This is a genomic window from Bordetella tumbae, assembly GCF_054780995.1.
On sequence record NZ_BAAGVG010000023.1, the window covers coordinates 436,382 to 459,286 of the forward strand.

Here is a 22,905-nt window from a genome sequence, read left to right on the forward strand (position 1 = left end):
GGAACCTGCCATGCTGGAGAAGCTATTCCAATTGCGCGAACACGGTACGAATGCGCGTACCGAAATCGTCGCGGGTTTGACGACATTTTTGACGATGTCGTACATCATCTTCGTCAACCCGAACATCCTGTCCTCGACCGGCATGGACCGCGACGCTGTGTTTGTCGCGACCTGCCTGGCTGCCGCGCTGGGCTCGTTGATCATGGCGCTGGTGGCCAACTGGCCCATCGGCATGGCCCCGGGGATGGGCCTGAATGCCTTTTTTGCCTTCACGGTTGTCAAGACCATGGGCTACACCTGGGAACAGGCGCTGGGCGCGGTCTTTATCTCTGGCGTGATTTTCCTGGTGCTCACCATCACGGGCGTGCGGGCCTGGCTCATCAAAGGCATACCCCACTCGCTCCGCAGTGCCATCGCGGCCGGGATTGGGTTGTTTCTGGCCATTATTGCCCTGTCATCAGCCAAAATCGTGGTGCCCCATCCTGCCACCATGGTGACGCTGGGCGATCTGCGCGAACCGGGCCCTCTGTTTGCCATCCTGGGCTTTTTCGTCATTGCCGTACTGGACGCATTGCGGGTGCGTGGGGCCATCCTGATCGGTATCCTGGTGGTCACCCTGCTGTCGATGGCCACGGGCCACAACGAATTTCACGGCGTCTTCTCGACGCCGCCGAGCCTCGCGCCGACCTTCATGCAACTGGACATACTCGGTGCCTTGCATACGGGTTTTGTGCATGTAATCCTGGTTTTTGTACTGGTCGAGGTCTTTGATGCAACCGGCACCCTGATGGGCGTTGCCAAACGCGCCGGGCTTGTGCCCGAGGGCCGCCCCAACCGCCTGGGCCGGGCATTATTCGCCGATAGCACGGCCATCGTGGCGGGCTCGATGCTGGGCACCAGCAGCACGACCGCCTATGTCGAGAGCGCCTCGGGCGTCCAGGCAGGAGGCCGCACAGGATTGACCGCACTGGTGGTCGCGTTGCTGTTTCTCGCTGCGCTATTCATCTCCCCATTGGCCGGGTCCGTGCCGGCCTACGCCACCGCGCCTGCCCTGCTCTATGTCGCCGGCCTGATGATGCGCGAATTGATCGACATCGACTGGAACGATATCTCCGAGGCGACGCCCGCCGCACTGACCACGTTGGTCATGCCTTTCACCTATTCGATCGCCAATGGCTTGGCGTTTGGTTTCATCAGCTATGTCGTGCTGAAGACCTTCACCGGCCATTTCCGCACGATCCATGCCGCAACGTGGCTGGTCGCGGCTTTGTTTGTCATCCGCTACGCCTTCTTTCCTGGGTAGGGGACACGAGGCAATTGCATCATCGCCCACGCCGATATGTGCCGGGCACGGGTCTTGCGTATCGGCGTCATTGACGCTCGCTATCAACCCGATCAACCACAAGGTTGATCGGGTCTGAGCTTGATTTCACCGATACACTCCCCAAGTACTAGAGGAATGCCGGGCGTTGCCGACGCATTCCGCCCTACTATTTCCGGAGAATTTTCCCATGTCCCAGTTGGCCCGCGTGCCCTTTTCCGTGCTCGACCTTGCCCCTATCGTGCAGGGCGGCGACGCCGCAGGCGCATTCCGCAATACGGTCGATCTGGCGCAACATGTCGAACGTTGGGGCTATCAGCGATTCTGGCTGGCCGAGCACCACAACATTACGGGCGTAGCCAGCAGCGCGACTGCAGTCATCATTGGCCAGGTTGCCGCCCATACCAAGACACTGCGGGTAGGTTCGGGCGGCATCATGCTGCCTAATCACGCGCCGCTGATCATTGCCGAGCAGTTCGGCACATTGGAAAGCCTGTTCCCCGGACGTATCGATCTGGGCCTGGGCCGTGCACCTGGCAGCGATGGCGCCACACAGCAGGCCTTGCGTCGCGGTCCTCGCAGCGGTTTTGATTTTCCGGAGTTACTCGCCGAGCTGCGCGCGTTCCTTGCTCCTGCCGTGCCGAATCAAGCCGTACGCGCGATTCCCGGTGCAGGATTGGACATTCCGATCTGGTTGTTGGGCTCCAGTGATTTCAGTGCGCGGCTGGCGGCGGAGCTAGGCTTGCCGTTTTCCTTCGCAGGACACTTTTCACCAGAGGGCATGGCCGCGATGCGCTTGTATCGCCACCTGTTCAAACCGTCCGCAACATTGGAGCGGCCCTACGCAATGATCGGCGTGCCGGTCATCGCCGCCGACACCGATGAGCAGGCACGCATGTTGTCCACTACGCAGCAAATGAAGTTTCTGTCCTTGATCCGGGGCAACCGCCTGCAGCTGCAACCGCCGGTCGAAAGCATGGACGGCCTATGGAACGAATGGGAACAGCAAGCTGTGCATCAAAAACTGGCAGCCTCCATCGTAGGCGGCCCGGAAACTGTCAAGCAGGGTCTCGAATCACTGATCGCGCGCACAGAGGCCGACGAAGTCATGATCGTTTCGGACTTCTACCGTCACGAAGACCGCTTGCGCTCGTATGAAATTTTGGCGTCGTTGAAAAACCAGGGCAGCGCCTCCTGAACAATCCCAGGCAACCATACCAAGCTGGCCGCCCCACGCTCTGAAGAACGTGGACTTCCTTCACACAACCTTGCCTATGCATACTGAAAGCAAGGTCAATCGGAGCACCGTATGAGCAATATCGTTGAACTCACTCAAGCCTCTTTCCAAGAGTCCATCACGCCCGACAGCACTGTGATTGTCGATTTCTGGGCCCCTTGGTGTGGTCCTTGCCGCGGCTTTGCGCCCGTGTTCGAACAGGCGGCCGAACAGCATCCCGATGTGACGTTCGCCAAGGTCAACACCGACGTGGAACAAGAGCTCGCCGGCGCGTTGGGCATCCGTTCCATCCCCACCCTCATGGTATTTCGCGAACAGGTCCTGCTGTTCTCTCAACCTGGTGCGTTATCGGCTGGGCAATTGGGTGAACTACTGGAAAAGGTCAAGGGCCTGGACATGGAGAAAGTCCATCAGGATATCGCTGCTGCTCAAGATGCGGGAGATGATAAGCAGCAGTAAGCATTCGCGCTGATTCGGGTGCTGGTGTTTCGTCGTCAAATCACCAGCACCCGGCGCATCGCTGAGGGTTGTGTCACCGCACTGCCGACCCTCAGCACATTATCCCTATCGGTCGTTGTTCGCATTGTCAATGTATCAGCGCGATTCGCATCTCGCGTGGGATCGAAGCACACACCGACTGGCACGAATGTAGTCGTGTTAGTGCGGCTGCTATGGCTGCCGTTGCGCTCGCTGCTGGTACTGCCGGAATAATGCACACCAGAATGACCGTGAATCTGATCACGACAGTGCATCGCGTCCGATTTACGGGAGAGCCTTGGCAGTAAATCGTTATCGACGTATGTGGGTGGTACTTATCTTCTTGGACTACAAAGGAGAGAAGTACATGAACACAATTTCTACCCCTTCATCTACACGTCACACGCGTGATCGCATCGTCGCTTCAAGCTTGAAAAAAAACTGCCACGGTAAAACATGCTCGGTAACCGTACTAAGTTTGGCGCTTGCATCAGTAGGGGCAGCGGCAGCAGCAGACACTAGCAGCCCTCAATATCCAACCTTCGAACAGAGTCAAGAGCATCGTTCTTCTAGCTCGTGGAAGAATCTTCCCTATGACACATGGCATTACGTCACGACCGGAAAATTCGGCACCGCCCTCGCCTCTGCTGCTGCCAGCGTTATCGCCTATAAAGCAACTCGCTTTGTCGAACGTACTGTCGGCTTTGGCGACCCGCGTACTCGCTTCCTTCTCACTCCCGCGGAGGGGCTCGCAGCCACTGCTTTCGTCGGCACTGCTCTTTATGGAGCCGGTGCGTTTGGGAATACGGGGAGTGGAGAAGAAGAAACACCGCGACCGGGGGAGGACACATCGGGCGACGAAACTCGCACCGACGAGGCCACAACGCAAAACGGGGCTGAGTCTCTAAAAGAAGATAGACACGATATCAATAAAAAGCCCCCCACAAAAACGCTATTGGATGAGCTTGAATCGAACTCGGGCTCGCCCCCTGGACATACTCCTTCAAATCAAACACCACCGCGATCTGATGACCCGCCATCAGAAAACGGTAAAGGCGGCAGCGAGCCTCATCCCAGCGATGAAGAATCGATACGAGACAAGGCTGCTGCTGCTGTCAAGAATGCCAAGGATACTGTTAAAGGTGTTGTGGAGGAGGTTAAGGATACTGCTGGGGATATTGCTGAGGAAGCTAAGGGTGCTGTTAAGAATGTCGCTGACGAGATCTCTTCGAGCCTGACGGACGACGAGCCCCCACCTCAAACAGACACGCCGACATCAACGGAAGAAGACGGCCAGGAAACCACCACGCCAAACACAGACAGCGAACACCTCGCTGCGTCGGATGGAAGCGATACCCAGACGCCAGATTCCGAACAGGATGAGCTCTTGGAGCTGATACAAGAGCTTGCATCGATGCTGAACGAGTCGCTCTCCGTCACCGACACAGCCATCCGCCCAGCGGCAGGCTCGTACATGAGCAATGCCTGGGCAGCAAATACGATGTTCCAGATGAATCTGAACGATCGTCTGGGCAGCTATTACCAGGGTGAGGCCAGCCCACATCAAGGCAGCGCATGGGTCCGGTACAGCGGCTCGCGCGGCCATCTGAAAGACACCTCAGGTGAACTGCGTACGGCAGGTGATAAGAACACCGTCATGATGGGCGTGGACATACTGACGCAATCAAGCGATGCCCGCGACCAATTCACGGTCGGCATCATGGGTGGCTATGGTCACTATAGCGGTCATACCAAATCGAACAGCTTTAACTATTCCACCAAAGGCAAGGTCAATGGCTACAGTGTCGGGTTGTACGGGACCTATCAAAAAGACGTCGCCACCCAGCACGGCTTTTACGCAGACACCTGGGCACTGTGGAATCAGTTCGACAATCGCATCAAAGGCGGCGATCTGCCGGCTGAAAAATACGACTCCAAGGGGATGACCGCCTCGTTGGAGTTGGGCTACAACATCCCTCTGTCCGACGGCAATAACGTGAAGTATGTGCTGCAGCCCCACGCACAGGTCATGTATCAGAACGTGCGCAGCGACAACTTCCGCCAAGCCGACAACACCAGCGTCAATTTCTTGAATCGCTCGCGTGTGCAAACGGCGCTCGGGGTACGTGCCGCCGCACATATCACGACTGGCTTGACATCTGTCATCACGCCCCACATCGAAGCCAATTGGCTGCATGCGAATAAAGGCTATGGCGTGAACATGGACAACATCCAGTCGAACATGAATAGCGGACGCAACATCGGCCAAGTCAAACTGGGCGTACAAGGCGACATGAACCGCCGCGTCTCGCTCAATATCGAGCTATTCCATAACCAGGGGAATGCGGGCTATCACGAGACCGGAGGCAATGTGACAGCGAAGTATCGTTTTTAATAGCGTCATGAGCAGCGAGCCAAATCGCTGCACGTAGCATTAGCACAACGCGCGCACCATCGTCACATCACCTGCCATTCAGACCGGCCTCGGGTGATATCTGCGATGGTGCGTTCCAGTTCATTCAACACAGCACAAGGCACGGTCAGCGTCAGCATCGCACCCTCGCCATCGAAGTGTTCTGCATCGATCGCGGCACCCGCCTGGCTGATGCGCGCCTTCATCAACGGCAGCTCCGCGTAGTTGCACCGGCAGGTGACCGTACTGGTCGCAATGATCGGGGTACGCGGCCCCAAGCGCAGGCACTGCGCGGCACACCCGCTATAGGCGCGCACCAGTCCACCCGCACCGAGCTTGATGCCGCCAAACCAGCGCACGACCAGAACCGCCACGCGGTCGAGATCCTGCCCTTCAATGGCCTGCAGAATAGGCCGACCAGCGGTGCCGCCGGGCTCTCCGTCGTCGTTGAATCGATAGGCCTGACCGATGCGGTACGCCCAGCAGTTGTGCGTAGCTGCCGGATCGCTATGCTTCGCAAAAAAATCCATGGCTTCGCTCACGCTGGCCACAGGGGCAGCATAGGCCGCGAAACGGCTTTTTTTGACGTCCTCTTCGTAGGTGCACGGCGCGCTTAAGGTATCGCTCATGGGCCAGAATTGTAGACGACCCGTACACGGGCATTACCCGTCTGCCCAACCCCTCGCGTTTTCAACCGTGGCAGTCCGGGACCTCTTGATCCAGATAGACATCAAACGCCACATCGCGAGCCCATTTGTTCACCATGGCTTGGACGATGCCTTCGCGGCGCCATTGTTGCATGGCGTTGGTTAACCATGCTGTTGTCGCGCGATCATTCCCGGGTACCAACCAGACACGTTCAACACGCGGGCCTGCCTCGCTCAACGTAGAAGCAAACTTCTTCCACTCGGGAAATTTCATGAGCGGAGCCCAGGTCACGTCATCAACGAGCCCCACGTCACACCCACCCTCTCGTACTGCGACCAAAGCATCTGAGGGAACACGGTAAGGGCGTACCGTTGCCCCCCATTGCGCAGCCAGCGCTTGAGCCTGAAAAGCGGCGCTGGACATGCAAACGGTCAGCCCCTTTACGTCTTTCCAATGGCGCAGCTTGGTATCGCTACGGATGATCGCTTTCGGCCGAGCGGCATAGCCCGTAGAGACGGCAACCGCGCCCTGACCGTCTGATGCTGACGGGATCAAATTTGACCCGCCCAACTGCGTATCAGGACTCGCAGTACTCGAGGCGGGTAAAGCCTCTCCAGAACGCTTGGCCGCGCTCGGATCGGTCACGCGGTCAGCAATCAACACGTCGACGTCACCATTGGCCAACGCCGATACCCGCCGTGCAGGATCGATCTGTACGACTTTCACGGGCAGACCCAGTTGCTGGCCCAGGCGTTGTGCCATCACCGTATCCAGACGCTCGGGGGTACGAACCTTCGCCCCAGCAGCAGCCTCGGGCGCCAAATAAGGCACGCCCACGACCAAGGCGCCGCGCGCGCGGGCGCCGGCAAAAGCCCCATCCGATTGAGATGGAACGGCATCAGCAGCCTGGGCAAAAACGATCATCGGCGCCCATAGCGCAGCCAGCAGCACACGTCGGCCAGCGCGGGAAAGAACACTCAACGGATCCATGAGCCCAGATGCGAGCGGGCCACTGCCCGCCCTCTCCTATTACACGTACTGATAACGCAACAAGCGATGCTTGAGGTTTTCGAGTACGAATTGATCAATCAGTGCAGCGAGGATCGCAATAACCAGGATATTGGCCATCACGCCCGTCATATCGGCGATCTCACCGGAATAGGCCAACGAACGGCCCAAGCCTTTGCCGAAGCCGATCAGCATTTCCGCCGAGATCAAGGCACGCCACGCATTACCGAAAGCCAGCTGCGCACCGGTAATCAGCTCGGGCATGACCGCCGGCAGGTACACGCGCTTGATCAGCCCCCACGAAGTAGCCCCCATCACACGTGCCGCCGACACATGTACGCGCTGCACAGACTCTGTCGCGTTCATCACGCTGAGCGCCGCTGGGAAAAACGCCGCCAGCGCCACGACCACGATGATCGGCGCACTGCCAAAACCCATCACGATCAAGAACAACGGCACCCAGGCAATAGACGGAATCGATTGCAGAATGACGATGGCGCTGCGCAGGACTTCTCGAAAGAAATACAGCACCGCCGCAATCAAGCCAAAGCCCACGCCGGCCAACAAGGCCAACCCATAGCCTGCACCCAGACGCCCCAGCGTGCCCACCAGACTCTGATGAAAAGACGACTCACCCAGCTCACTGAACAAACGCTCAACGACGGCTGGCACACCCGGCATCAGAAAGTCTGGCAACACCCATGCTGCCGACTGCCACAGGAACAAAATAAAGACCACGCCAAGCACCCCGGCGAGGTGCTTGCGCAGTCCAGTTACACGAGTCGATGCGGTCAAAGCTTGCGAGCCTCTTGCCAGGATAGATCGATGATGCTGGACACATCGTACGGCTTGCCGTCACGCGTCTTCAGCGAACCCTGGGCTTGCAGAATATCCGCGATTTCCTGCATGCGGGCTGCGTCTTTGTCGGTCAGCTTCGGCGTGAACACCTGCGTCTTGATGGCATCGGTGATGATGGCCTCACGCGGCAGTTCACCCTTGTTCAGGGTTTTCAGCGTAGGCTCGGCGATAAAATACGATGCGATCAGCTTGGAGGCTTGTTCCGGATTGTTTTGCAACAGATCGATAGCCGCTTTCTGCGCATCCAGGGCCTTCCACACAGCGTCTTTACGCTTGGCCAGCACCTCGCCCGAGGTAATCACCACCATGCATGGGAACGGCCAGGATTGACCCACCTCGTAGATCTGTTTGACCGGCGCCACCAATTGCGCGATACGGTCATACGGTTCGAACAGAAACGCCGCGTCGACGCGTTTTCCCACCAATGACTGCACGGCAACCGCAGGACTCACGCCCATGATGTTCACATCCGAAGGCTGCAGATTGCCCTCTTTCAGGACCACGCCCTTCAGCACCACATCGGCCGTGCTGCCCTCTTGTTGCGAAGCCAGCGTCTTGCCCTTGAGATCAGCGATTTTCTCCACGCCTGCGTCATCGCGCACGATCAGCGAGTGGTAGCCCTGCTGCGCGCCGCCCACGACTTTGAGGTCGGCGCCCTTTGATGCCCAGGCTACCGCATTGGTAAAGCCCAATACGCCGATATCGGCCTGGCCACCCACGATGGCTTTGATCAGGTCCGTGCCCGACTTGAACTCGATCAGCTCGGTGTCCAGGCCCGCCTTTTTGTAGAACTCCCCTTCTTGCGCAACGATGGCTTGCGCATCGTCCATCACGCGCAGATAGCCGACGCGCAATTTTTCAGCGGCCATCGCCGGCGCCGCCGCCACCAAGGCCGCGACCAGCGGCAAGGACAACCATTGCTTCAATTTCATTTGTGCTCCCGGATAGGGCTATAGGTATAGGTATTAATGGACTCGAATGGCGCGCCTGAACAGGCGCATCGCATCAGGCAGCCAACGCAACATCGCCCTCGCTGTCGTCAGCGCTCTCGGCGACCTGGATGCCCAGCAGGCTCAGGATCTCCCGTTTTTCTGCTGCCAGGTCCGACAGGTCGTGAGTCTTGCGACGCTGGGTCAGATTGAATTCGCGCAGCACACGCGCCGGACGTGGGCTGAACACCACGATACGATCGGCCAGGAACAATGCCTCGTCTACATCGTGGGTGACCAGCAATACCGTGGGTTTTTCCTGCTTGATCAATTGGCGCAGGACATCCTGCAGGCTCAATCGCGTCAACGCGTCCAGCGCGCCAAACGGCTCATCCATCAGCATGGTCTGAGGCTGAGCAATAAAAGCCCGAGCCAGCGCAGCACGCTGGCGCATGCCGCCGGAGACTTGTTGCGGATAATAGTTTTCAAACCCGGCCAGACCCACGCGCGCCAACCAGGCAACGGCCTTTTCACGAGCCTCGGCCTTGGCGACGTTTTGAAACTCCAGTGCCAGCGAGACGTTATCGCGCAGTGTCAGCCACGGATATAGCGCATGCTCTTGAAATACCAGCGTGCGGCTAGGATGCGGGCCCTTTATCGCCTGGCCATCGGCCAGGACCTGCCCCTGACTGGGCGACTCCAAGCCTGCTGCCATGTGCAACAAGGTCGACTTGCCGCAACCCGATGGGCCCACCAAGGCGACTAACTCACCCGTTTTGAATTCGCTGGAGAACTCATCAACAACGTGCAATGCGCCAAAACTTTTGTGGACGTGATCGAAAGCCAGATTCATAGGGGGACTCGTGCACCGCGTGCTGAGGGAAAACAGCCCCTAATCTAACAATCTGTTATATGAATTCAAACTATATTTTTATCATTCAATAATTATTTTTAGTTATATAGCAATAACCAGAATGCGGGATCATGATCGAGGATCCCGCCGCTGGCCCCGCCATCAACCCTCGATGCCGCGCGAAGACAGGTAGTCTTCGTAGCCACCGCGATAATCCACGATTTCGCCGCCGGGCAGCACCTCAATCACGCGCGTTGCCAGCCCCGATACGAATTCCCGGTCGTGCGACACGAAAATCAGGGTGCCCTGATATTTTTCGAGCGCGAACTGCAGCGACTCGATGGATTCCATATCCAGGTGGTTGGTCGGTTCGTCCAGCAGCATGACGTTGTGGCGACCAAGCATCAAACGGCCAAAAGTCATGCGGTTTTTTTCGCCGCCCGACAAGACCTTGGGAGCTTTGGGCAAATCATCGGCCGAAAACAGCAAGCGGCCCAGCACGGAACGAATGGATTGATCGTCATCGCCCGGTTGACGGTAGTCGCCCATCCAATCAAACAAATTGATATCCGTTTGTTGGAATTGATCGGACACGTCTTGCGCCATATAGCCCAAATCGGCGTTATCGGACCATTTCAGTGAGCCCGAATCCGCTGCCAGATCGCCTGCCAACATGCGCAAGAGCGTCGTTTTACCGACACCGTTCGCACCAATAATCGCGATCTTTTCGCCCGCATCGATCATCGCTGAGAAATCGCGGATAACCGGCGCATCGTAGGACTTGGAGAGCTTTTCAATGGTCACTGCCAATCGGTGCATGACCTTGTTCTGCTCGAATCGAATATAGGGGTTTTGGCGCGACGAGGGCTTGACCACGACCTGTTCGGCCTTGATACGGTCGATCTGCTTCAGGCGCGAGGTCGCCTGGCGAGACTTGGATTTGTTGGCGGCAAAGCGGCGCACAAAGTCCTGCAACTCGGCGACACGCTCTTTGGCTTTGGCATTGTTGGCGACCAAACGCTCGCGCGCCTGCGTCGACGCCAGCATGTAGTCGTCGTAGTTACCCGGATAAATGCGGATCTCGCCATAATCCAAGTCGGCCATGTGGGTGCAGACCTGGTTCAGAAAGTGACGATCGTGGCTGATGATGATCATCGTGCTCTGATAGCCGTTGAGCACGTTTTCCAGCCAACGGATCGTATTGATGTCCAGGTTGTTGGTCGGTTCGTCGAGCAGCAACACATCGGGATTCGAGAACAGTGCTTGCGCCAGCAGCACGCGCAATTTCCAGCCCGGCGCGATCTCGCGCATGAGCAATTGATGCTGGTCTACCGCGAATTCCAGGCCCAACAGCAGTTCGCCTGCGCGCGCCTCAGCGGTGTAGCCATCGTACTCGGCGAACTTGGCCTCGAGCTCGGCCGCACGCATGTAATCGTCTTCGGTCGCTTCGGGGTTCGCGTAGATCGCATCGCGCTCGGTCATGGCGGCCCACATTTCGGTATGGCCCATCATGACCACGTCCAAGACGCGCAGATCTTCGAAAGCAAACTGATCCTGACGCAGCTTGCCCAGGCGCACGCCGGGCTCAAGCGAGACGTTACCTGCGGACGACTCGAGGTCGCCGCCGATGATTTTCATGAACGTCGACTTGCCCGAGCCGTTGGCCCCGATCAAACCATAGCGGTTGCCTTCCCCGAACTTGACGCTGACGTTCTCGAAAAGGGGTTTGGGACCGAACTGAATAGTGAGATTGGCGGTAGATATCACGGTGTTGTATGTAGGGCAAGAAGCGCCCGCAAAATGCGGGGCTAAACCTATTAGTATACCAAGGGTGTACTACAGAGGCTTATCAGCCGCGGTAGCCCAAGCGCTGCAGTATCCAACCCGACACTGACGGGTGGATGACAGAAAGCAGAAAACAACCCAGATTCAGCGGAAACGGAAAGCTGATGCGCGCCCGGTTGCGTGCCAGGCCGCGGCGAATGACGCGAGCCGCCTTGGCTGCCGGCCATAAAAAGGGTTTCGGCCCAGGCATGTCGAAACACATTTGCGACTCGACATAGCCCGGCATGATCACGTTGACTTTGATCCCCTGCCCGGCCAGGATGTCACGCATGGCCTCACCGTAGACCTTGACGGCGGCCTTGCTGGCGCTATAGCTGGGGGTTTCGGGCAAACCTCGCCATGCGGCCAGCGAGCTCAGCAGCGCAATCTGCCCGCTGCGCCGTGCCTGCATCGCAGGCAAACTGGCGTGCAATGTCGCCATGGCCGCCTTGACGTTGACGTCAAAGAGACGATGCATATCGTCCCAGGTTTCACCCTGTTGTTGCGAGCCGGTATTAATGTTGACGCCCGCATTGGCAATCACCAGATCGGGCGCCTCGGCCTGTCCGATCTCGGTCAGCCAATGACGCAATGCATCGTGATCCCGCACGTCCAGCTCGTGCACGATCACGCGCACGCCCATCGCGCTGCAATCCTGTGCCAGCTCGTCCAGGCGCGCACGATTGCGCCCCTGCAGGATCAGCGTTTTTGTACCCGCCCGGGCATATTCCAGAGCCAACGCCCCGCCTATGCCTCCCGTTGCACCGGTGATGAGGACAGAGGCGGGAACGCCGGGGGACAAACTAGAAGAACGGCTCATGCAAACCAGACAGATACGATTGAATGATTACTCGAGCAGGCTGCGCAGCATCCACGCGTTCTTTTCATGGATGTCCATGCGCTGCGTCAGCAGGTCGGCCGTGGGCTGATCGTTGGCCTTGTCGGCCTTGTCAAAGGCGGCACGCGCCGTTTTCGACACCGCCTCGTTGCCCTTGACCAGCAAACGCACCATCTCCAGGGCTTCGGGCACGTTGCCCGGCTCGGCAATCGAGGACAGCTTGGCAAATTCGCGGTACGTGCCCGGCGCATGCACACCCAATGCACGGATACGCTCGGCGATATCGTCCAACGCGGCCCATTCCTCGGAATACTGCGTCATGAACATGAGGTGCAGCGTGTTGAACAACGGACCCGTGACGTTCCAGTGGAAATTGTGGGTCATCAGATACAGCGTGTATGAGTCTGCCAGCACCTTGGAGAGCTCGGCCGCGATCGCCTCGCGGTCTTTGTCCGAAATGCCGATATTGATGCGAACAGCGGCGGTACTACCTGCTTTGGACGACTTGGCCATGTAGTGCTCCTAGTACGGGTTGTAGACAAGGTAAGGATACCATCGGAACAGAAACCACTCAGCTTTCTACCGCGGCCTCGTGGTCCAGCATCGTCACGCCCGGCAGTCCGCATTCGTACACGGCTTGGGCCAGCGCTTCGATAGCGGCGAGGCGGGGAAAACTGCGGCGCCAGGCCAGCACCACGCGCCGCTCTGGCGGACGGCCCTCAAAGGGCAAATAACGTAACAGCGCTTTGGGTGGCGGGGATTCAGGGATGGCGGTCACCGGCAGGACGGTCACGCCTATGCCGGCGGCGACCATATGACGGATAGTCTCCAACGACGATCCCTCAAAGGTCCGCTGAATACCGTCACTCGCGGCAGAAAAGCGCGAGAGTTCGGGGCAGACTTCCAGGACCTGATCACGGAAACAATGTCCCGTGCCCAGCAGCAGCATGGTCTGCTGTTTCAGGTCTTCGGAACTGATGGCTTTTCGGTCGGCCCATTCGTGATCGCGCGGCACCGCGACGATAAACGGCTCATCGTAAAGCGGTTGCGTGATCAGCCCCGCCTCGGGCAAGGGCAGCGCCATGATGGCGCAATCGATTTCCCCTTGACGCAGGAGCTCGACGAGACGCAAGGTAAAGTTTTCTTGCAGCAGTAACGGCATCTGCGGCGTCCGCGCAATCTGCGTCGGCACCAGATGCGGCAGCAGATACGGCCCGATCGTATGAATCACACCGACGCGCAGCGGGCCGGCGAGCGGATCATGGCCCTGACGGGCGATTTCCTTGATGCTGGCGCTTTCCTCGAGCACTTTTTGCGCCTGGGTCACGATGCGCTGACCGATTGCGGTCACGCCGACCTCGACGCCGCCACGCTCGAACAACGTCACGCCCAGCTCATCCTCTAGTTTGCGGATCGCCACGGACAAGGTGGGCTGACTCACGAAGCAGGCTTCGGCCGCACGGCCAAAATGCCGTTCGCGTGCGACGGCGACGATGTATTTGAGTTCAGTCAGAGTCATCTTCTGCTCCGGGAAACCGCGGCATTCATACCGGGAAAGAAAGGGGCGATGTTTGCCCTCAGGCGGGCCAGCCGATAAAAACGAAGCATGAAAGATTGCATGGCGCACAAGGTTTGCATAGGCACGGTCACGTCCGCAGAAAGTCTTCGCGGCCACGCATCCAGCGTGCCAAATGGGCCGCTACCGCATCGGGATGGTCAGCGCGCAGCCATGCGGCGGCCTCGCGCGCCTGCTCCGCAATACCCACATCGCTTTCGAGATCGGCAAACCGCAGCAAGGCCATACCTGATTGGCGCGTGCCGAGAAACTCGCCCGGACCACGCTGCTCCAGGTCGCGGCGCGCGATCTCGAAACCGTCATTGGTCTCGAACATGGCCCGCAGCCGTTGGCGGGCAATCTGCGACAGCGGCGTCTGATAGAGCAGCACGCAAACGGACTCGGCGCTGCCCCGCCCTACCCGGCCGCGTAATTGATGCAATTGAGCCAAGCCAAAACGCTCGGCGTGTTCGATCACCATGAGCGATGCCTTGGGCACGTCAACACCGACCTCGATGACGGTCGTGGCCACTAGCAAATCGATATCGCCATCACGAAAGGCCTGCATGACCGCAGCCTTTTCGGTTTGCGGCAGGCGGCCATGTACCAGGCCGATCCGCAGATCGGGCAACTCCGCGCACATGGCATCATACGTGTCGACGGCGGTTTGCAGTTGCAGGGCTTCGCTTTCCTCAACCAGCGGGCAGACCCAATAGGCCTGCTGCCCCTGACGTACGGCGTTGGCAATATGCGAGATGACCTCCTCGCGGCGATTATCAGAGACGAGCTTGGTCACCACAGGCGTGCGGCCGGGCGGCAGCTCATCAATGACGGATACGTCCAGATCGGCGAAAAAAGTCATCGCCAAGGTACGCGGAATCGGCGTGGCGCTCATGTTGAGCTGATGCGGGATCGTGGGGATCTGTTCTGCCTGACCGGGCGATACCTCGCCTTTACGTGTCAGGGCCAATCGCTGACCCACGCCAAAGCGATGCTGCTCATCCACGATCGACAGGCCTAGACGCTGAAACTCGACATGATCCTGAATCAGCGCCTGTGTGCCGACCAACAGTTGAATACTGCCGTCGGCCGCACCGGCAGCGGATTGGCGCCGGGCCTTTGCCGTCTGGCTGCCGCTGAGCCATGCGACGTTCACGCCCAGAGGCTGCAGCCACGACACCAGCTTGTGAAAATGCTGTTCAGCCAGGATTTCGGTCGGCGCCATCAACGCCACCTGTGCGCCGCAGGCGATGGCCTGAGCCGCTGCGACAGCGGCGACCACGGTTTTGCCACTGCCCACATCACCCTGCAACAAGCGATGCATGGGGTATGGCTGTGCCAGGTCGGCCGAGATTTCCTTGATGACACGCTGTTGCGCCGCCGTCAGCGTAAAGGGCAATGCTCGATACAGGCGCGCCACCAAATCGTCCGAAGCGTCGGACGGATCGGCCTGTAGAGGTAATGGCACTGCCCGAATGCTGCGTCTCGCCGCGCGCGCTGCAGCCAGCGACAACTGCTGTGCGAGCAATTCATCGAATTTGATGCGATGCCAGGCAGGATGACCGCGTTCGATCAGGTCTTGCTCGGATACGCCAGGCGGTGGCGCGTGCAACAGGCGGATGGCGGGCGCAAACGGCATCAGCGTATAACGTTGCAGGGCTTCTTCAGGCAGCGTATCGCTCAGGTCGGCCTGATCGAGGGCCTGGGCGATGGTCTTGCGTAATGATGGCTGAGTCAGCCCGTCTGTGCTGGGATAAACCGGTGTCAACGCCTCGGGCAAGGCGGCATCAGCACTGGTCATGCGCGGATGGACCATCTCGCGCCCAAACAGGCCGCCACGTACCTCGCCACGAGCACGCAGACGGCGGCCCGGCGTCAGTTGTTTTTGCTGGCTGGGGTAAAAATTCAGCCAGCGCAATTGCAGCTCGCCGCTATCGTCTGCCATGACGGCAGTCAACTGACGGCGGGGACGAAACAACACTTCACTGCGCAGGATTTCGCCCTCGACCTGCGCAGGGGCACCTGGACGCAACGAACCGATCGGGACGATGCGGGTTTCATCCTCGTAACGCAGCGGCAGATGCAAGATACAGTCGTTGGGCGTGACCAGGCCGAGGCTATGCAGCTTGCGCTGTACGTCGGTCAGCGACCGGGCCGGGCCGGATTTGGCGCCCGCTTTCGTCTCGGCTGTCACGCTGGCTGCCCTATCGGCAGCCACGTCCGCACCGGCGCGCTTGGACGCGCCAGTACGATTGCGGGCAGTGGCAGTTGCCGGCATATGCAAAAAACCAGGCGCCTTACGGCAGAACCAGAATCGCCTCGACCTCGAACTGCGCGCCCTTGGGCAGACTGGCCACACCGATCGTCGAACGAGCCGGGAACGGCTGAGGAATCAATTCAGCCATGATCGCGTTGGCGGCAGTGAATTTGTTCAAGTCCGTCAGGAACAGGGTCAATTTGACGATGTCGTTCAGCGTCCCCCCTGCCTCCTGAATCACGGCGGTCATATTGGAAAACGCCTGGCGCACCTGGGCGTCGAAGTTCTCGGACACGAGATCGCCCGTACCCGGCTCCAGCCCGATCTGGCCAGACAGATAGACCGTCTTGGCGCCCGTGACGGCAACGGCCTGCGAATAAGGACCAACCGCAGCCGGGGCCGCATCGGTATGGATGATTTGCTTGCTCATGAGCCGAATCCTTGAAGAATAATCAATCGTAATACTGGACTATTGAAGTTTAAACGGCAATAGGTATTTGCGAAAGCGAGGAGGCATCACGAATAGCCCCTGGCTGACTGGGACATTGTCGACAGCTATATGACAAGAATAGAGGCGTTCGCCGCTTTTTGGCTAATTCAACCTCATTTAAGCGAAATCAATCCCCCAATTCGCTCACATGCTCTCGCAACAGGTCATAGAGCGTTTGTGCGGCGACCGATAATGCGCGCCCCTCGCGGCGCACGAGATACAACGGGCGTGTCAGGGGCTTGCCTGCCAGGGGCTTGATCGCCAACTCGTCGCGCTGAAAATGAAACAGCGTCATGGCGGGAACCACGCTGATGCCCATGCCCGCCAGGACGAGCCCAGTCACGGTGGCCAGATGCTCGACTTCGAGCAGGGGTGGGGCCGCAACAGACCCCAAAGCCTCATCGAAATAGCGGCGCACACTGCTGCCGCGCGCCAGTTGGATCAAGGGCCAGCGGCTGAGATCACGCAGACGAACCTGGCGACGGTCGGCCAGAGGATGATCCCGTCGGCAAACGAGGAAAAACCGATCGGCGTGGAGGAATTCGCTTTCAAGGTCTGCCATATCCGCACGCTGCGCCGCCACGGCAAAATCCGCTGCACCGCTTTGCACCATATCCAGACATGGATCCAACAACGCATCGCGCAACTGCAAGGTAACGCCCGGATAGTCCTGATGAAAACGGGCCAGCAGCCCGGGCAGCCACCCTGCGGCTAACGATGGCAAGGCGGCAATGGTGACGTGCCCGCGGCGGCGTGCGGCGTAGTCACGCAGGTCCTCGACGACGAGATCGAGCTCCCCCAACAAGCGACGCGCAGAGGCATCCATCACCCTGCCCTCTGCCGTGAGTTCGACGTTACGGGTATTACGGTCGAACAGGCGCACGCCTGCCGCGTCCTCGAGGGTGCGAATGAGCGCACTGAACGCCGGCTGGGTCAGATGGCAGCGCTGAGCGGCACGAGTGAAGTGTTTCTCATCGGCCAGCGCCACGAATGCACGAAGTTGACGGGTAGACAGATTCATAGAAATCTTGGATGAATCGATCTTTTATTTCTATTTCACTTATTAAGCAAGCCTACCTATAGTGAAGCGACTTTGCACAGTCAGTGCAGGCGTAAAAAGAATTTGATCGCGAGACAACAATGACAGCGGCTCCCTTTTTGATCGGTTGTGCCACGGGTTTTTCCGGCGACCGCACGGACGGTGCGTTGCCGATCGTGCAAGCCCTGGCCGCGCGCGGTGGCGGCACGCTGATTTTCGAAACATTGGCCGAACGCACGCTCGCGCTGGCCCAGTTGGCGCGCAATGCCAATCCAGAAAGCGGCTATGAGCCTTTGCTGGATGATTTGCTGAATCCCATTTTGGCGAGCTGCCAGCAACACAATGTGCGCATCGTGAGTAATTTTGGGGCGGCAAATCCGCCGGGTGCCGCGCGCCGCATTACTGAGTTGGCGCGCATGCAGGGGTTGCCTGCCCCCCGAATTGCCGTCGTGCACGGCGACGCATTGACCACATCCGCGCAGCATGCCCTGCTGCGCGAGCGCCTGGGGCCGGCTTTTGACGACATGGACGTGGTCAGCGCCACAGCCTATCTCGGCGCGAGCGAGATTGCCTCGGCATTACAGGAGGGGGCACAAATCGTCGTAGCGGGACGGGTGGCAGACCCCTCGTTGACCCTGGGCCCCGCTATGGCGCATTACGGGTGGGCAGAGGACGACTGGGAACGATTGGGCCGCGCCACGATGGCGGGCCATATGCTCGAATGCGGCACGCAAGTTACGGGTGGCTATTTTTGCGTACCGGGCCTGAAAGACGTGCCCGACATCTATACAGCAGGCTATCCGATCGCTGAGATCGATGCGGACGGCGAATTCGTGATTACGAAACCCGAGGGCACAGGAGGCGTGGTTGACGCGCGCACAGTCAAAGAGCAATTACTTTATGAGGTACACGACCCTGCACGCTATTTGACGCCGGACGTCATCGCGGACCTGAGCCAGGCCTCCGTTCAACTGACTGGCCCTCATCGGGTAACCGTAACAGGCATCACCGGCCACCCGCGCCCCGATGAACTCAAGGTCAACGTCTGCCACCGCGGCGGCTGGCTGGCCGAAGCCGAGATCTCTTATGCAGGCGTGCAGGCCGAAGCGCGTGCCCGCCTCGCGGCGGACATGGTGCAAAAGCGCCTGGGCTCTGCCCTGAAAGTCCGCATGGATTTGATTGGCGTGGCCAGTATTCTGGGAGACGACAACGGTGGCATGCTGCAGGCGCGACCGCCTGGACACGCTCGCGATGTGCGCTTGCGCTTGGCCGCCGAACACACGGAGACAAACACAGTGGAACGATTGCTGCGCGAGGTGACTGCGCTCTATTGCTGCGGCCCTGCGGGAGGCGGCGGCGTCCGGACCTCGCTGCGGCCGCGATTGAATATGGTGTCCTGCACGATTCCACGAGACGCGGTGGAAAGTGGCTGGACGATGCTGGAGGCGCAACGATGACATCCGTGTCCCCTACTGACTCGCCCGCCGCCACGGTCTCGGTGCCGCTCTATCGGCTGGCGCACAGCCGCTCTGGAGACAAGGGCAATATTTCCAATCTCAGCCTGATTGCCTGGGATGAGGCGTGTTACGCCGTGCTCGTCGAACAGATCACAGCAGCGCGCGTGGCGCAATGGTTTGACTATCGCCATCCGACTCGCGTCGCACGCTATGAGATTCCGACGCTGCAAGCCATGAATTTCGTGCTGGAGGGGGTTCTGGACGGCGGCGTGAACGATGCGCTGAATCTGGACGCACATGGCAAGAGCCTGTCATTTCATCTCCTGGATCTGCCGGTCGAGGTGAGTGCGGAGCTGGCGCGACGTCTACCCGATGTGCCAGGCGACGCGTTGTCGACGGCATAACCTCTGGCCGCGCCTGGCTTGGCCAGGGCGTTAACTCACCTCGGCGGTGCTGCGGCGATGCTTTGTTGTCCAGACACCTGCCGCTTTCTGCAGCAACACACGTTTCACAGCAAACCACACACAACAACACACGGAGACTACGATGCGCTTGCCCCCCTTTAGCATGATTGCCGCACTATGCACGGCCCTGCCCTTATCCGTTGCGGCACAAAACTTCCCGAATAAACCGATCACCTTCATCGTGCCCTTTGCCGCAGGCAGCGCCACCGATCAGATCGGCCGCGCCATCGGTCAAGGCGTCTCCGAGCAGACTGGACAGTCCGTCGTCATCGAAAACCGAGCCGGCGCCAGCGCGATCATCGGCGCCCAGGCAGCCGCCCGGGCACCGACAGACGGCTATACGGTGTTGATCACCACCAACACCACGCACGCCGCCAACGAGCACCTATACAAAAGCCTGCCTTACGATCCGGTCAAGGATTTTGCTCCGGTCACCTTATTAGGCAAAGGCGGCCAGATCATGGTGATCAACCCCTCGTCTTCCGCCAAAACCGTGGGCGATTTTCTCGCGCTGGCCAAGCAGTCGCCAGGCAAGCTGAGTTTTGGCAGCGGCAGCTCCAGCAGCCGGATCGCTGGCGAGTTGCTGCAGCAGATGGCCGGCATCAAACTGCTGCACGTGCCGTACAAGAGCAATCCACTGGCAGTGACCGACTTGTTGGGCGGCCAGATTGACATGATGATCACCGACACGGCCACCGGCCTGCCGCAAGTCGCCTCGGGAAAATTGCGCGCCCTCGGTTTTACCGGCAGCGAGCGCTCTCCTCTCGCACCTGATCTGCCTACCATTGCCGAAGCCGGTGTCCCCGGATACGAAATGGGCTATTGGTTCGCCGCCTACGTCCCCGACGGTACGCCCGATGATGTCGTCGCCAAACTGCACGACCTGCTGGCCAAAGCCACAGAAGGCAAAGCCGCCAAGCACTTCTACGAATCCACCGGCACTGCGCCTGCCACGTCGACACCAAAAGAGCTCGCCGATTTTCAGCATAGCGAGTCGAAAAAATGGGGAGACATCATTCATAAAGCGGGGATAACGCCGGAGTAACTGTCCAGCCCACCACTGCCGCAAGCAAACACTTTTACAGCGAACCGCTCACAATGGGTAGACCACGTCCTGCCCATTGGATCGGCGCCAGACAATACTAAGACAGACGGAACGAAAAAAATGAAATCGTCACTTACATAACCTACGTCGACCATGTGAGCGGTGCGGGCCTCTTTTTGTAAATACCAACGGCTCATCTAGGCGACTTCCCATTGCACCCAGGAGCCTAGCATGGTCAACGAACTCAGTTCCTCGCAAAACCTGCCTTCGTCGCCGTCCGTCGAACTCGACACTACACTCGAAAGTCCTCAAGGGCCGACCATTAAAGAGAAGGTATTTCATGCCCTCCAAGCAGACGATTGGTCAACATTCGAAGCATTAGCACTCGGCGAAAACGCCGAGATCAATATCGCAACGGAACGATTCGATAACGGTCAAAATTGCTTTCATGTCGCGCTGAAATCCGGCGGCCATTCGATCGTCTCGAATCTCGCTAAGCTGAATCACGAATGGGTTCGCGATCTAGTCAATGGAACCGATCAATCTCGCCGCACCCCTCTCGTGTATGCCGCCGACACGCAAACCGATAATCCGGAATTGATCGGCGCATTGCTCAATGCTGGCGCGACTGAAGGCTTTTGGGACGCCCTGAGCATTGCCACAATGAAAGGCCATGCCGAAACAGCAAAGCTGCTTATCGACAATGACGTCGAAGACAACGCGCCATATGTGTTGGAATCCATCGTTCGGCTGCACTATGGCAAGCCAGGCATCGACGCTGCCAAGTTATTGATATCGCTAGGAGTCAACGTTACAGCGGCTCTTCCGGAAGGCGCACTGATTATTTTGAACAAGGAAGTGGCAGAGCGCTTGCTTTTGCTCGGAGCGAAAGGATCCGACAAACTGGCCGAGATCGCGGAATACCGCGACGCCGGCGAAGTCGAGGGGTACATCCTAGTAGGAGCAGATGTTCCGAGGGCGTTGGCAATTCTGGCAAACAACCCTCCTCACAAGCGTAATAGCGAGGCTATGACGCTCGTAGCCTCAACGGCAAGCAAGCTCAAGAAAAAACCAGAGTTGGAAATCTATGAATCAGGGCTGTTGAGTCTAGCCAGAAACAAAGATATTGCCGGGCTACAGAGATTTACTGCCGCGCTAAATGCCATTAACCCCGCTCATCTGAAGAACATACTCAATCGACTGACAGCAAATGGGGATTCCGGCACACTGAGCATGTTGACGGCAAATCCGGAAGACAAGCCGACCAATGCGGCGTTGGCAGGCGATGTTGCTGCGGCGAAAACATTGATCAACACCGATGTAAAGACATCCACGGTTCTGCAGCTCGATCACCTCATTAAGACAGGAGATCTACAGACAGCGTCCGCATTCATTTCTGTCCTGGAGAACAGAAACGAGTTACTGCTACACGCCGTGCAAGACGGCAATGAAACACTGGGGAAACTTCTCCTTTCGAGCGGTGCGGAGGGACCACGACTGTTGGCGTCATTGTTGCATACCAAACAGCGAGAATTGGCCAGCCAGCTCTTAGCATGGGGGGTTGATGTGCATACAGCTCGAATGCATCTCACTGCGTACAAGAACTATCACGAGTCTTCCGCCAAGGAGGATCTGTTCCTCATGGGGGCCGACCTTTCCATCGCCGTGATGCGGGCCTTCGAGACCAACAATATCCTAGCCGCACGGCAATTAACCCAAGACTCATTCGAGGTCGGATCTCGATCAATACTACACATCCTCGGCGATAAAACGGTCCCTGACGAGGTCAAAACAGCAAGATTGAGATTGATACTTGAGTGGAACATATCAACCGACGGGGCAATGCAGACACTGGCGAAGAAAGGCGAGATCGAGGACATTCGGCGTCTCGTCAGACTTGGCGTTTCCGTCGATGCATTCATGATGGACCTGAGCAAGCAGGGCGACGTGCGGCGCATCGCATCGCTCATTACCGCTGGAGCAGATATCGGCAAACCCATGCAAACCCTGCAGGCCAGCAACGAACAAGAGGCATTGCGCACGCTGACGGTAGCGCTGATGAAGGCCCAAAGTGACTCGACATTGGCATATGCGAAAGCCGCTAACCTGCCCTACAGTATCAATCCAGGCGGCCGCGTCGAGCTGCTATAGATACATTGAGAGGGAATGCGTGGCAGGGATGCTCCCACCAC

Annotated in this window: 20 protein-coding genes; 8 read left to right on the forward strand and 12 right to left on the reverse strand. The window is 58.6% G+C overall.

Annotated features, from left to right (window positions below; genetic code table 11):
• The first annotated feature begins 10 nt into the window (after positions 1 to 10).
• The 4 genes from ACYVI2_RS24455 (at position 11) to ACYVI2_RS24470 (ending at position 5,430) form a co-directional block, all read left to right on the forward strand.
• Complete coding sequence (locus ACYVI2_RS24455; RefSeq protein ID WP_415819706.1) at positions 11 to 1,303, forward strand: NCS2 family permease; 1,293 nt, start codon at positions 11 to 13, stop codon at positions 1,301 to 1,303.
• Between the two features lie 208 nt (positions 1,304 to 1,511).
• Entirely contained in the window at positions 1,512 to 2,519 is a 1,008-nt protein-coding gene (locus ACYVI2_RS24460) for an LLM class flavin-dependent oxidoreductase (protein WP_415819707.1), read from the forward strand.
• A 111-nt stretch (positions 2,520 to 2,630) separates the two neighbouring features.
• Positions 2,631 to 3,017, forward strand: a complete 387-nt coding sequence (trxA, locus tag ACYVI2_RS24465) for a thioredoxin (protein ID WP_415819708.1) — start codon at positions 2,631 to 2,633, stop codon at positions 3,015 to 3,017.
• A 385-nt stretch (positions 3,018 to 3,402) separates the two neighbouring features.
• Positions 3,403 to 5,430, forward strand: coding sequence for an autotransporter outer membrane beta-barrel domain-containing protein (locus ACYVI2_RS24470; protein ID WP_415819709.1), 2,028 nt, complete (start codon positions 3,403 to 3,405; stop codon positions 5,428 to 5,430).
• A gap of 62 nt (positions 5,431 to 5,492) precedes the next feature.
• On the opposite strand, the gene ACYVI2_RS24475 is transcribed toward ACYVI2_RS24470, so the two are convergent.
• The 12 genes from ACYVI2_RS24475 to ACYVI2_RS24530 all read right to left on the reverse strand — a co-directional run bounded on the left by ACYVI2_RS24475 (position 5,493) and on the right by ACYVI2_RS24530 (position 17,729).
• Positions 5,493 to 6,077 carry an IMPACT family protein gene (locus ACYVI2_RS24475; RefSeq protein ID WP_415819710.1) on the reverse strand — a complete coding sequence of 195 codons (585 nt, stop codon included), beginning with the start codon at positions 6,075 to 6,077 and terminating at the stop codon, positions 5,493 to 5,495.
• A gap of 61 nt (positions 6,078 to 6,138) precedes the next feature.
• The gene (locus tag ACYVI2_RS24480; RefSeq protein WP_415819711.1) at positions 6,139 to 7,086 is read right to left on the reverse strand and encodes a substrate-binding periplasmic protein; all 948 of its coding nucleotides are present in this window, start codon (positions 7,084 to 7,086) and stop codon (positions 6,139 to 6,141) included.
• Positions 7,087 to 7,125: 39 nt separating this feature from the next.
• Positions 7,126 to 7,899: an ABC transporter permease gene (locus ACYVI2_RS24485; protein WP_415819712.1), complete on the reverse strand. Its 774-nt coding sequence runs from the start codon at positions 7,897 to 7,899 to the stop codon at positions 7,126 to 7,128.
• Entirely contained in the window at positions 7,896 to 8,894 is a 999-nt protein-coding gene (locus ACYVI2_RS24490; RefSeq protein WP_415819713.1) for an ABC transporter substrate-binding protein, read from the reverse strand. Before ACYVI2_RS24490 ends, ACYVI2_RS24485 begins: the two co-directional genes overlap by 4 nt.
• Before the next feature lie 73 nt (positions 8,895 to 8,967).
• Positions 8,968 to 9,744, reverse strand: a complete 777-nt coding sequence (locus tag ACYVI2_RS24495; protein WP_415819714.1) for an ABC transporter ATP-binding protein — start codon at positions 9,742 to 9,744, stop codon at positions 8,968 to 8,970.
• Between the two features lie 162 nt (positions 9,745 to 9,906).
• The gene (locus ACYVI2_RS24500; protein WP_415819715.1) at positions 9,907 to 11,511 is read right to left on the reverse strand and encodes an ABC-F family ATPase; all 1,605 of its coding nucleotides are present in this window, start codon (positions 11,509 to 11,511) and stop codon (positions 9,907 to 9,909) included.
• 82 nt (positions 11,512 to 11,593) lie between these two features.
• Complete coding sequence (locus tag ACYVI2_RS24505) at positions 11,594 to 12,388, reverse strand: SDR family NAD(P)-dependent oxidoreductase (RefSeq protein ID WP_415819716.1); 795 nt, start codon at positions 12,386 to 12,388, stop codon at positions 11,594 to 11,596.
• A 27-nt stretch (positions 12,389 to 12,415) separates the two neighbouring features.
• Positions 12,416 to 12,919, reverse strand: a complete 504-nt coding sequence (locus tag ACYVI2_RS24510) for a Dps family protein (RefSeq protein WP_415819717.1) — start codon at positions 12,917 to 12,919, stop codon at positions 12,416 to 12,418.
• A gap of 58 nt (positions 12,920 to 12,977) precedes the next feature.
• On the reverse strand, positions 12,978 to 13,925 hold the full coding sequence (locus tag ACYVI2_RS24515) for a LysR substrate-binding domain-containing protein (protein ID WP_415819718.1): 948 nt from the start codon (positions 13,923 to 13,925) through the stop codon (positions 12,978 to 12,980).
• Positions 13,926 to 14,052: 127 nt separating this feature from the next.
• A complete protein-coding gene (recG, locus tag ACYVI2_RS24520) occupies positions 14,053 to 16,239 on the reverse strand; it encodes an ATP-dependent DNA helicase RecG (protein ID WP_415819719.1) in 2,187 nt (728 codons plus the stop codon).
• Positions 16,240 to 16,258: 19 nt separating this feature from the next.
• On the reverse strand, positions 16,259 to 16,648 hold the full coding sequence (locus ACYVI2_RS24525) for a Rid family detoxifying hydrolase (protein ID WP_415819720.1): 390 nt from the start codon (positions 16,646 to 16,648) through the stop codon (positions 16,259 to 16,261).
• 187 nt (positions 16,649 to 16,835) lie between these two features.
• Positions 16,836 to 17,729 (reverse strand): LysR family transcriptional regulator, encoded by an 894-nt coding sequence (locus ACYVI2_RS24530; RefSeq protein ID WP_415819721.1) that lies wholly within the window; start codon positions 17,727 to 17,729, stop codon positions 16,836 to 16,838.
• A gap of 119 nt (positions 17,730 to 17,848) precedes the next feature.
• On the opposite strand from ACYVI2_RS24530, the gene ACYVI2_RS24535 reads away from it, so the two are divergent.
• From ACYVI2_RS24535 to ACYVI2_RS24550, 4 genes are all read left to right on the forward strand, one after another.
• The gene (locus ACYVI2_RS24535) at positions 17,849 to 19,204 is read left to right on the forward strand and encodes an acyclic terpene utilization AtuA family protein (RefSeq protein WP_415819722.1); all 1,356 of its coding nucleotides are present in this window, start codon (positions 17,849 to 17,851) and stop codon (positions 19,202 to 19,204) included.
• A complete protein-coding gene (locus ACYVI2_RS24540; protein WP_415819723.1) occupies positions 19,201 to 19,608 on the forward strand; it encodes an AtuA-related protein in 408 nt (135 codons plus the stop codon). The genes ACYVI2_RS24535 and ACYVI2_RS24540 overlap by 4 nt, the downstream gene beginning before the upstream one ends.
• Before the next feature lie 142 nt (positions 19,609 to 19,750).
• Positions 19,751 to 20,713, forward strand: coding sequence for a Bug family tripartite tricarboxylate transporter substrate binding protein (locus ACYVI2_RS24545; protein ID WP_415819724.1), 963 nt, complete (start codon positions 19,751 to 19,753; stop codon positions 20,711 to 20,713).
• Positions 20,714 to 20,944: 231 nt separating this feature from the next.
• Positions 20,945 to 22,864: a hypothetical protein gene (locus tag ACYVI2_RS24550; RefSeq protein WP_415819725.1), complete on the forward strand. Its 1,920-nt coding sequence runs from the start codon at positions 20,945 to 20,947 to the stop codon at positions 22,862 to 22,864.
• Positions 22,865 to 22,905: the final 41 nt, after the last annotated feature.

What these genes read in the sequence shown, in the direction of transcription:
- ACYVI2_RS24460 (WP_415819707.1), top strand. Translation starts at nt 1,512, where the DNA reads ATGTCCCAGTTGGCCCGCGTGCCCTTTTCCGTGCTCGACCTTGCCCCT.
- ACYVI2_RS24535 (WP_415819722.1), top strand. Translation starts at nt 17,849, where the DNA reads ATGACAGCGGCTCCCTTTTTGATCGGTTGTGCCACGGGTTTTTCCGGC.
- ACYVI2_RS24475 (WP_415819710.1), bottom strand. Translation starts at nt 6,077, where the DNA reads ATGAGCGATACCTTAAGCGCGCCGTGCACCTACGAAGAGGACGTCAAA.
- ACYVI2_RS24510 (WP_415819717.1), bottom strand. Translation starts at nt 12,919, where the DNA reads ATGGCCAAGTCGTCCAAAGCAGGTAGTACCGCCGCTGTTCGCATCAAT.
- ACYVI2_RS24490 (WP_415819713.1), bottom strand. Translation starts at nt 8,894, where the DNA reads ATGAAATTGAAGCAATGGTTGTCCTTGCCGCTGGTCGCGGCCTTGGTG.
- ACYVI2_RS24470 (WP_415819709.1), top strand. Translation starts at nt 3,403, where the DNA reads ATGAACACAATTTCTACCCCTTCATCTACACGTCACACGCGTGATCGC.
- ACYVI2_RS24505 (WP_415819716.1), bottom strand. Translation starts at nt 12,388, where the DNA reads ATGAGCCGTTCTTCTAGTTTGTCCCCCGGCGTTCCCGCCTCTGTCCTC.
- ACYVI2_RS24530 (WP_415819721.1), bottom strand. Translation starts at nt 17,729, where the DNA reads ATGAATCTGTCTACCCGTCAACTTCGTGCATTCGTGGCGCTGGCCGAT.
- ACYVI2_RS24455 (WP_415819706.1), top strand. Translation starts at nt 11, where the DNA reads ATGCTGGAGAAGCTATTCCAATTGCGCGAACACGGTACGAATGCGCGT.
- ACYVI2_RS24515 (WP_415819718.1), bottom strand. Translation starts at nt 13,925, where the DNA reads ATGACTCTGACTGAACTCAAATACATCGTCGCCGTCGCACGCGAACGG.
- ACYVI2_RS24495 (WP_415819714.1), bottom strand. Translation starts at nt 9,744, where the DNA reads ATGAATCTGGCTTTCGATCACGTCCACAAAAGTTTTGGCGCATTGCAC.
- ACYVI2_RS24480 (WP_415819711.1), bottom strand. Translation starts at nt 7,086, where the DNA reads ATGGATCCGTTGAGTGTTCTTTCCCGCGCTGGCCGACGTGTGCTGCTG.
- ACYVI2_RS24550 (WP_415819725.1), top strand. Translation starts at nt 20,945, where the DNA reads ATGGTCAACGAACTCAGTTCCTCGCAAAACCTGCCTTCGTCGCCGTCC.
- trxA (WP_415819708.1), top strand. Translation starts at nt 2,631, where the DNA reads ATGAGCAATATCGTTGAACTCACTCAAGCCTCTTTCCAAGAGTCCATC.
- ACYVI2_RS24525 (WP_415819720.1), bottom strand. Translation starts at nt 16,648, where the DNA reads ATGAGCAAGCAAATCATCCATACCGATGCGGCCCCGGCTGCGGTTGGT.
- ACYVI2_RS24540 (WP_415819723.1), top strand. Translation starts at nt 19,201, where the DNA reads ATGACATCCGTGTCCCCTACTGACTCGCCCGCCGCCACGGTCTCGGTG.
- ACYVI2_RS24545 (WP_415819724.1), top strand. Translation starts at nt 19,751, where the DNA reads ATGCGCTTGCCCCCCTTTAGCATGATTGCCGCACTATGCACGGCCCTG.
- recG (WP_415819719.1), bottom strand. Translation starts at nt 16,239, where the DNA reads ATGCCGGCAACTGCCACTGCCCGCAATCGTACTGGCGCGTCCAAGCGC.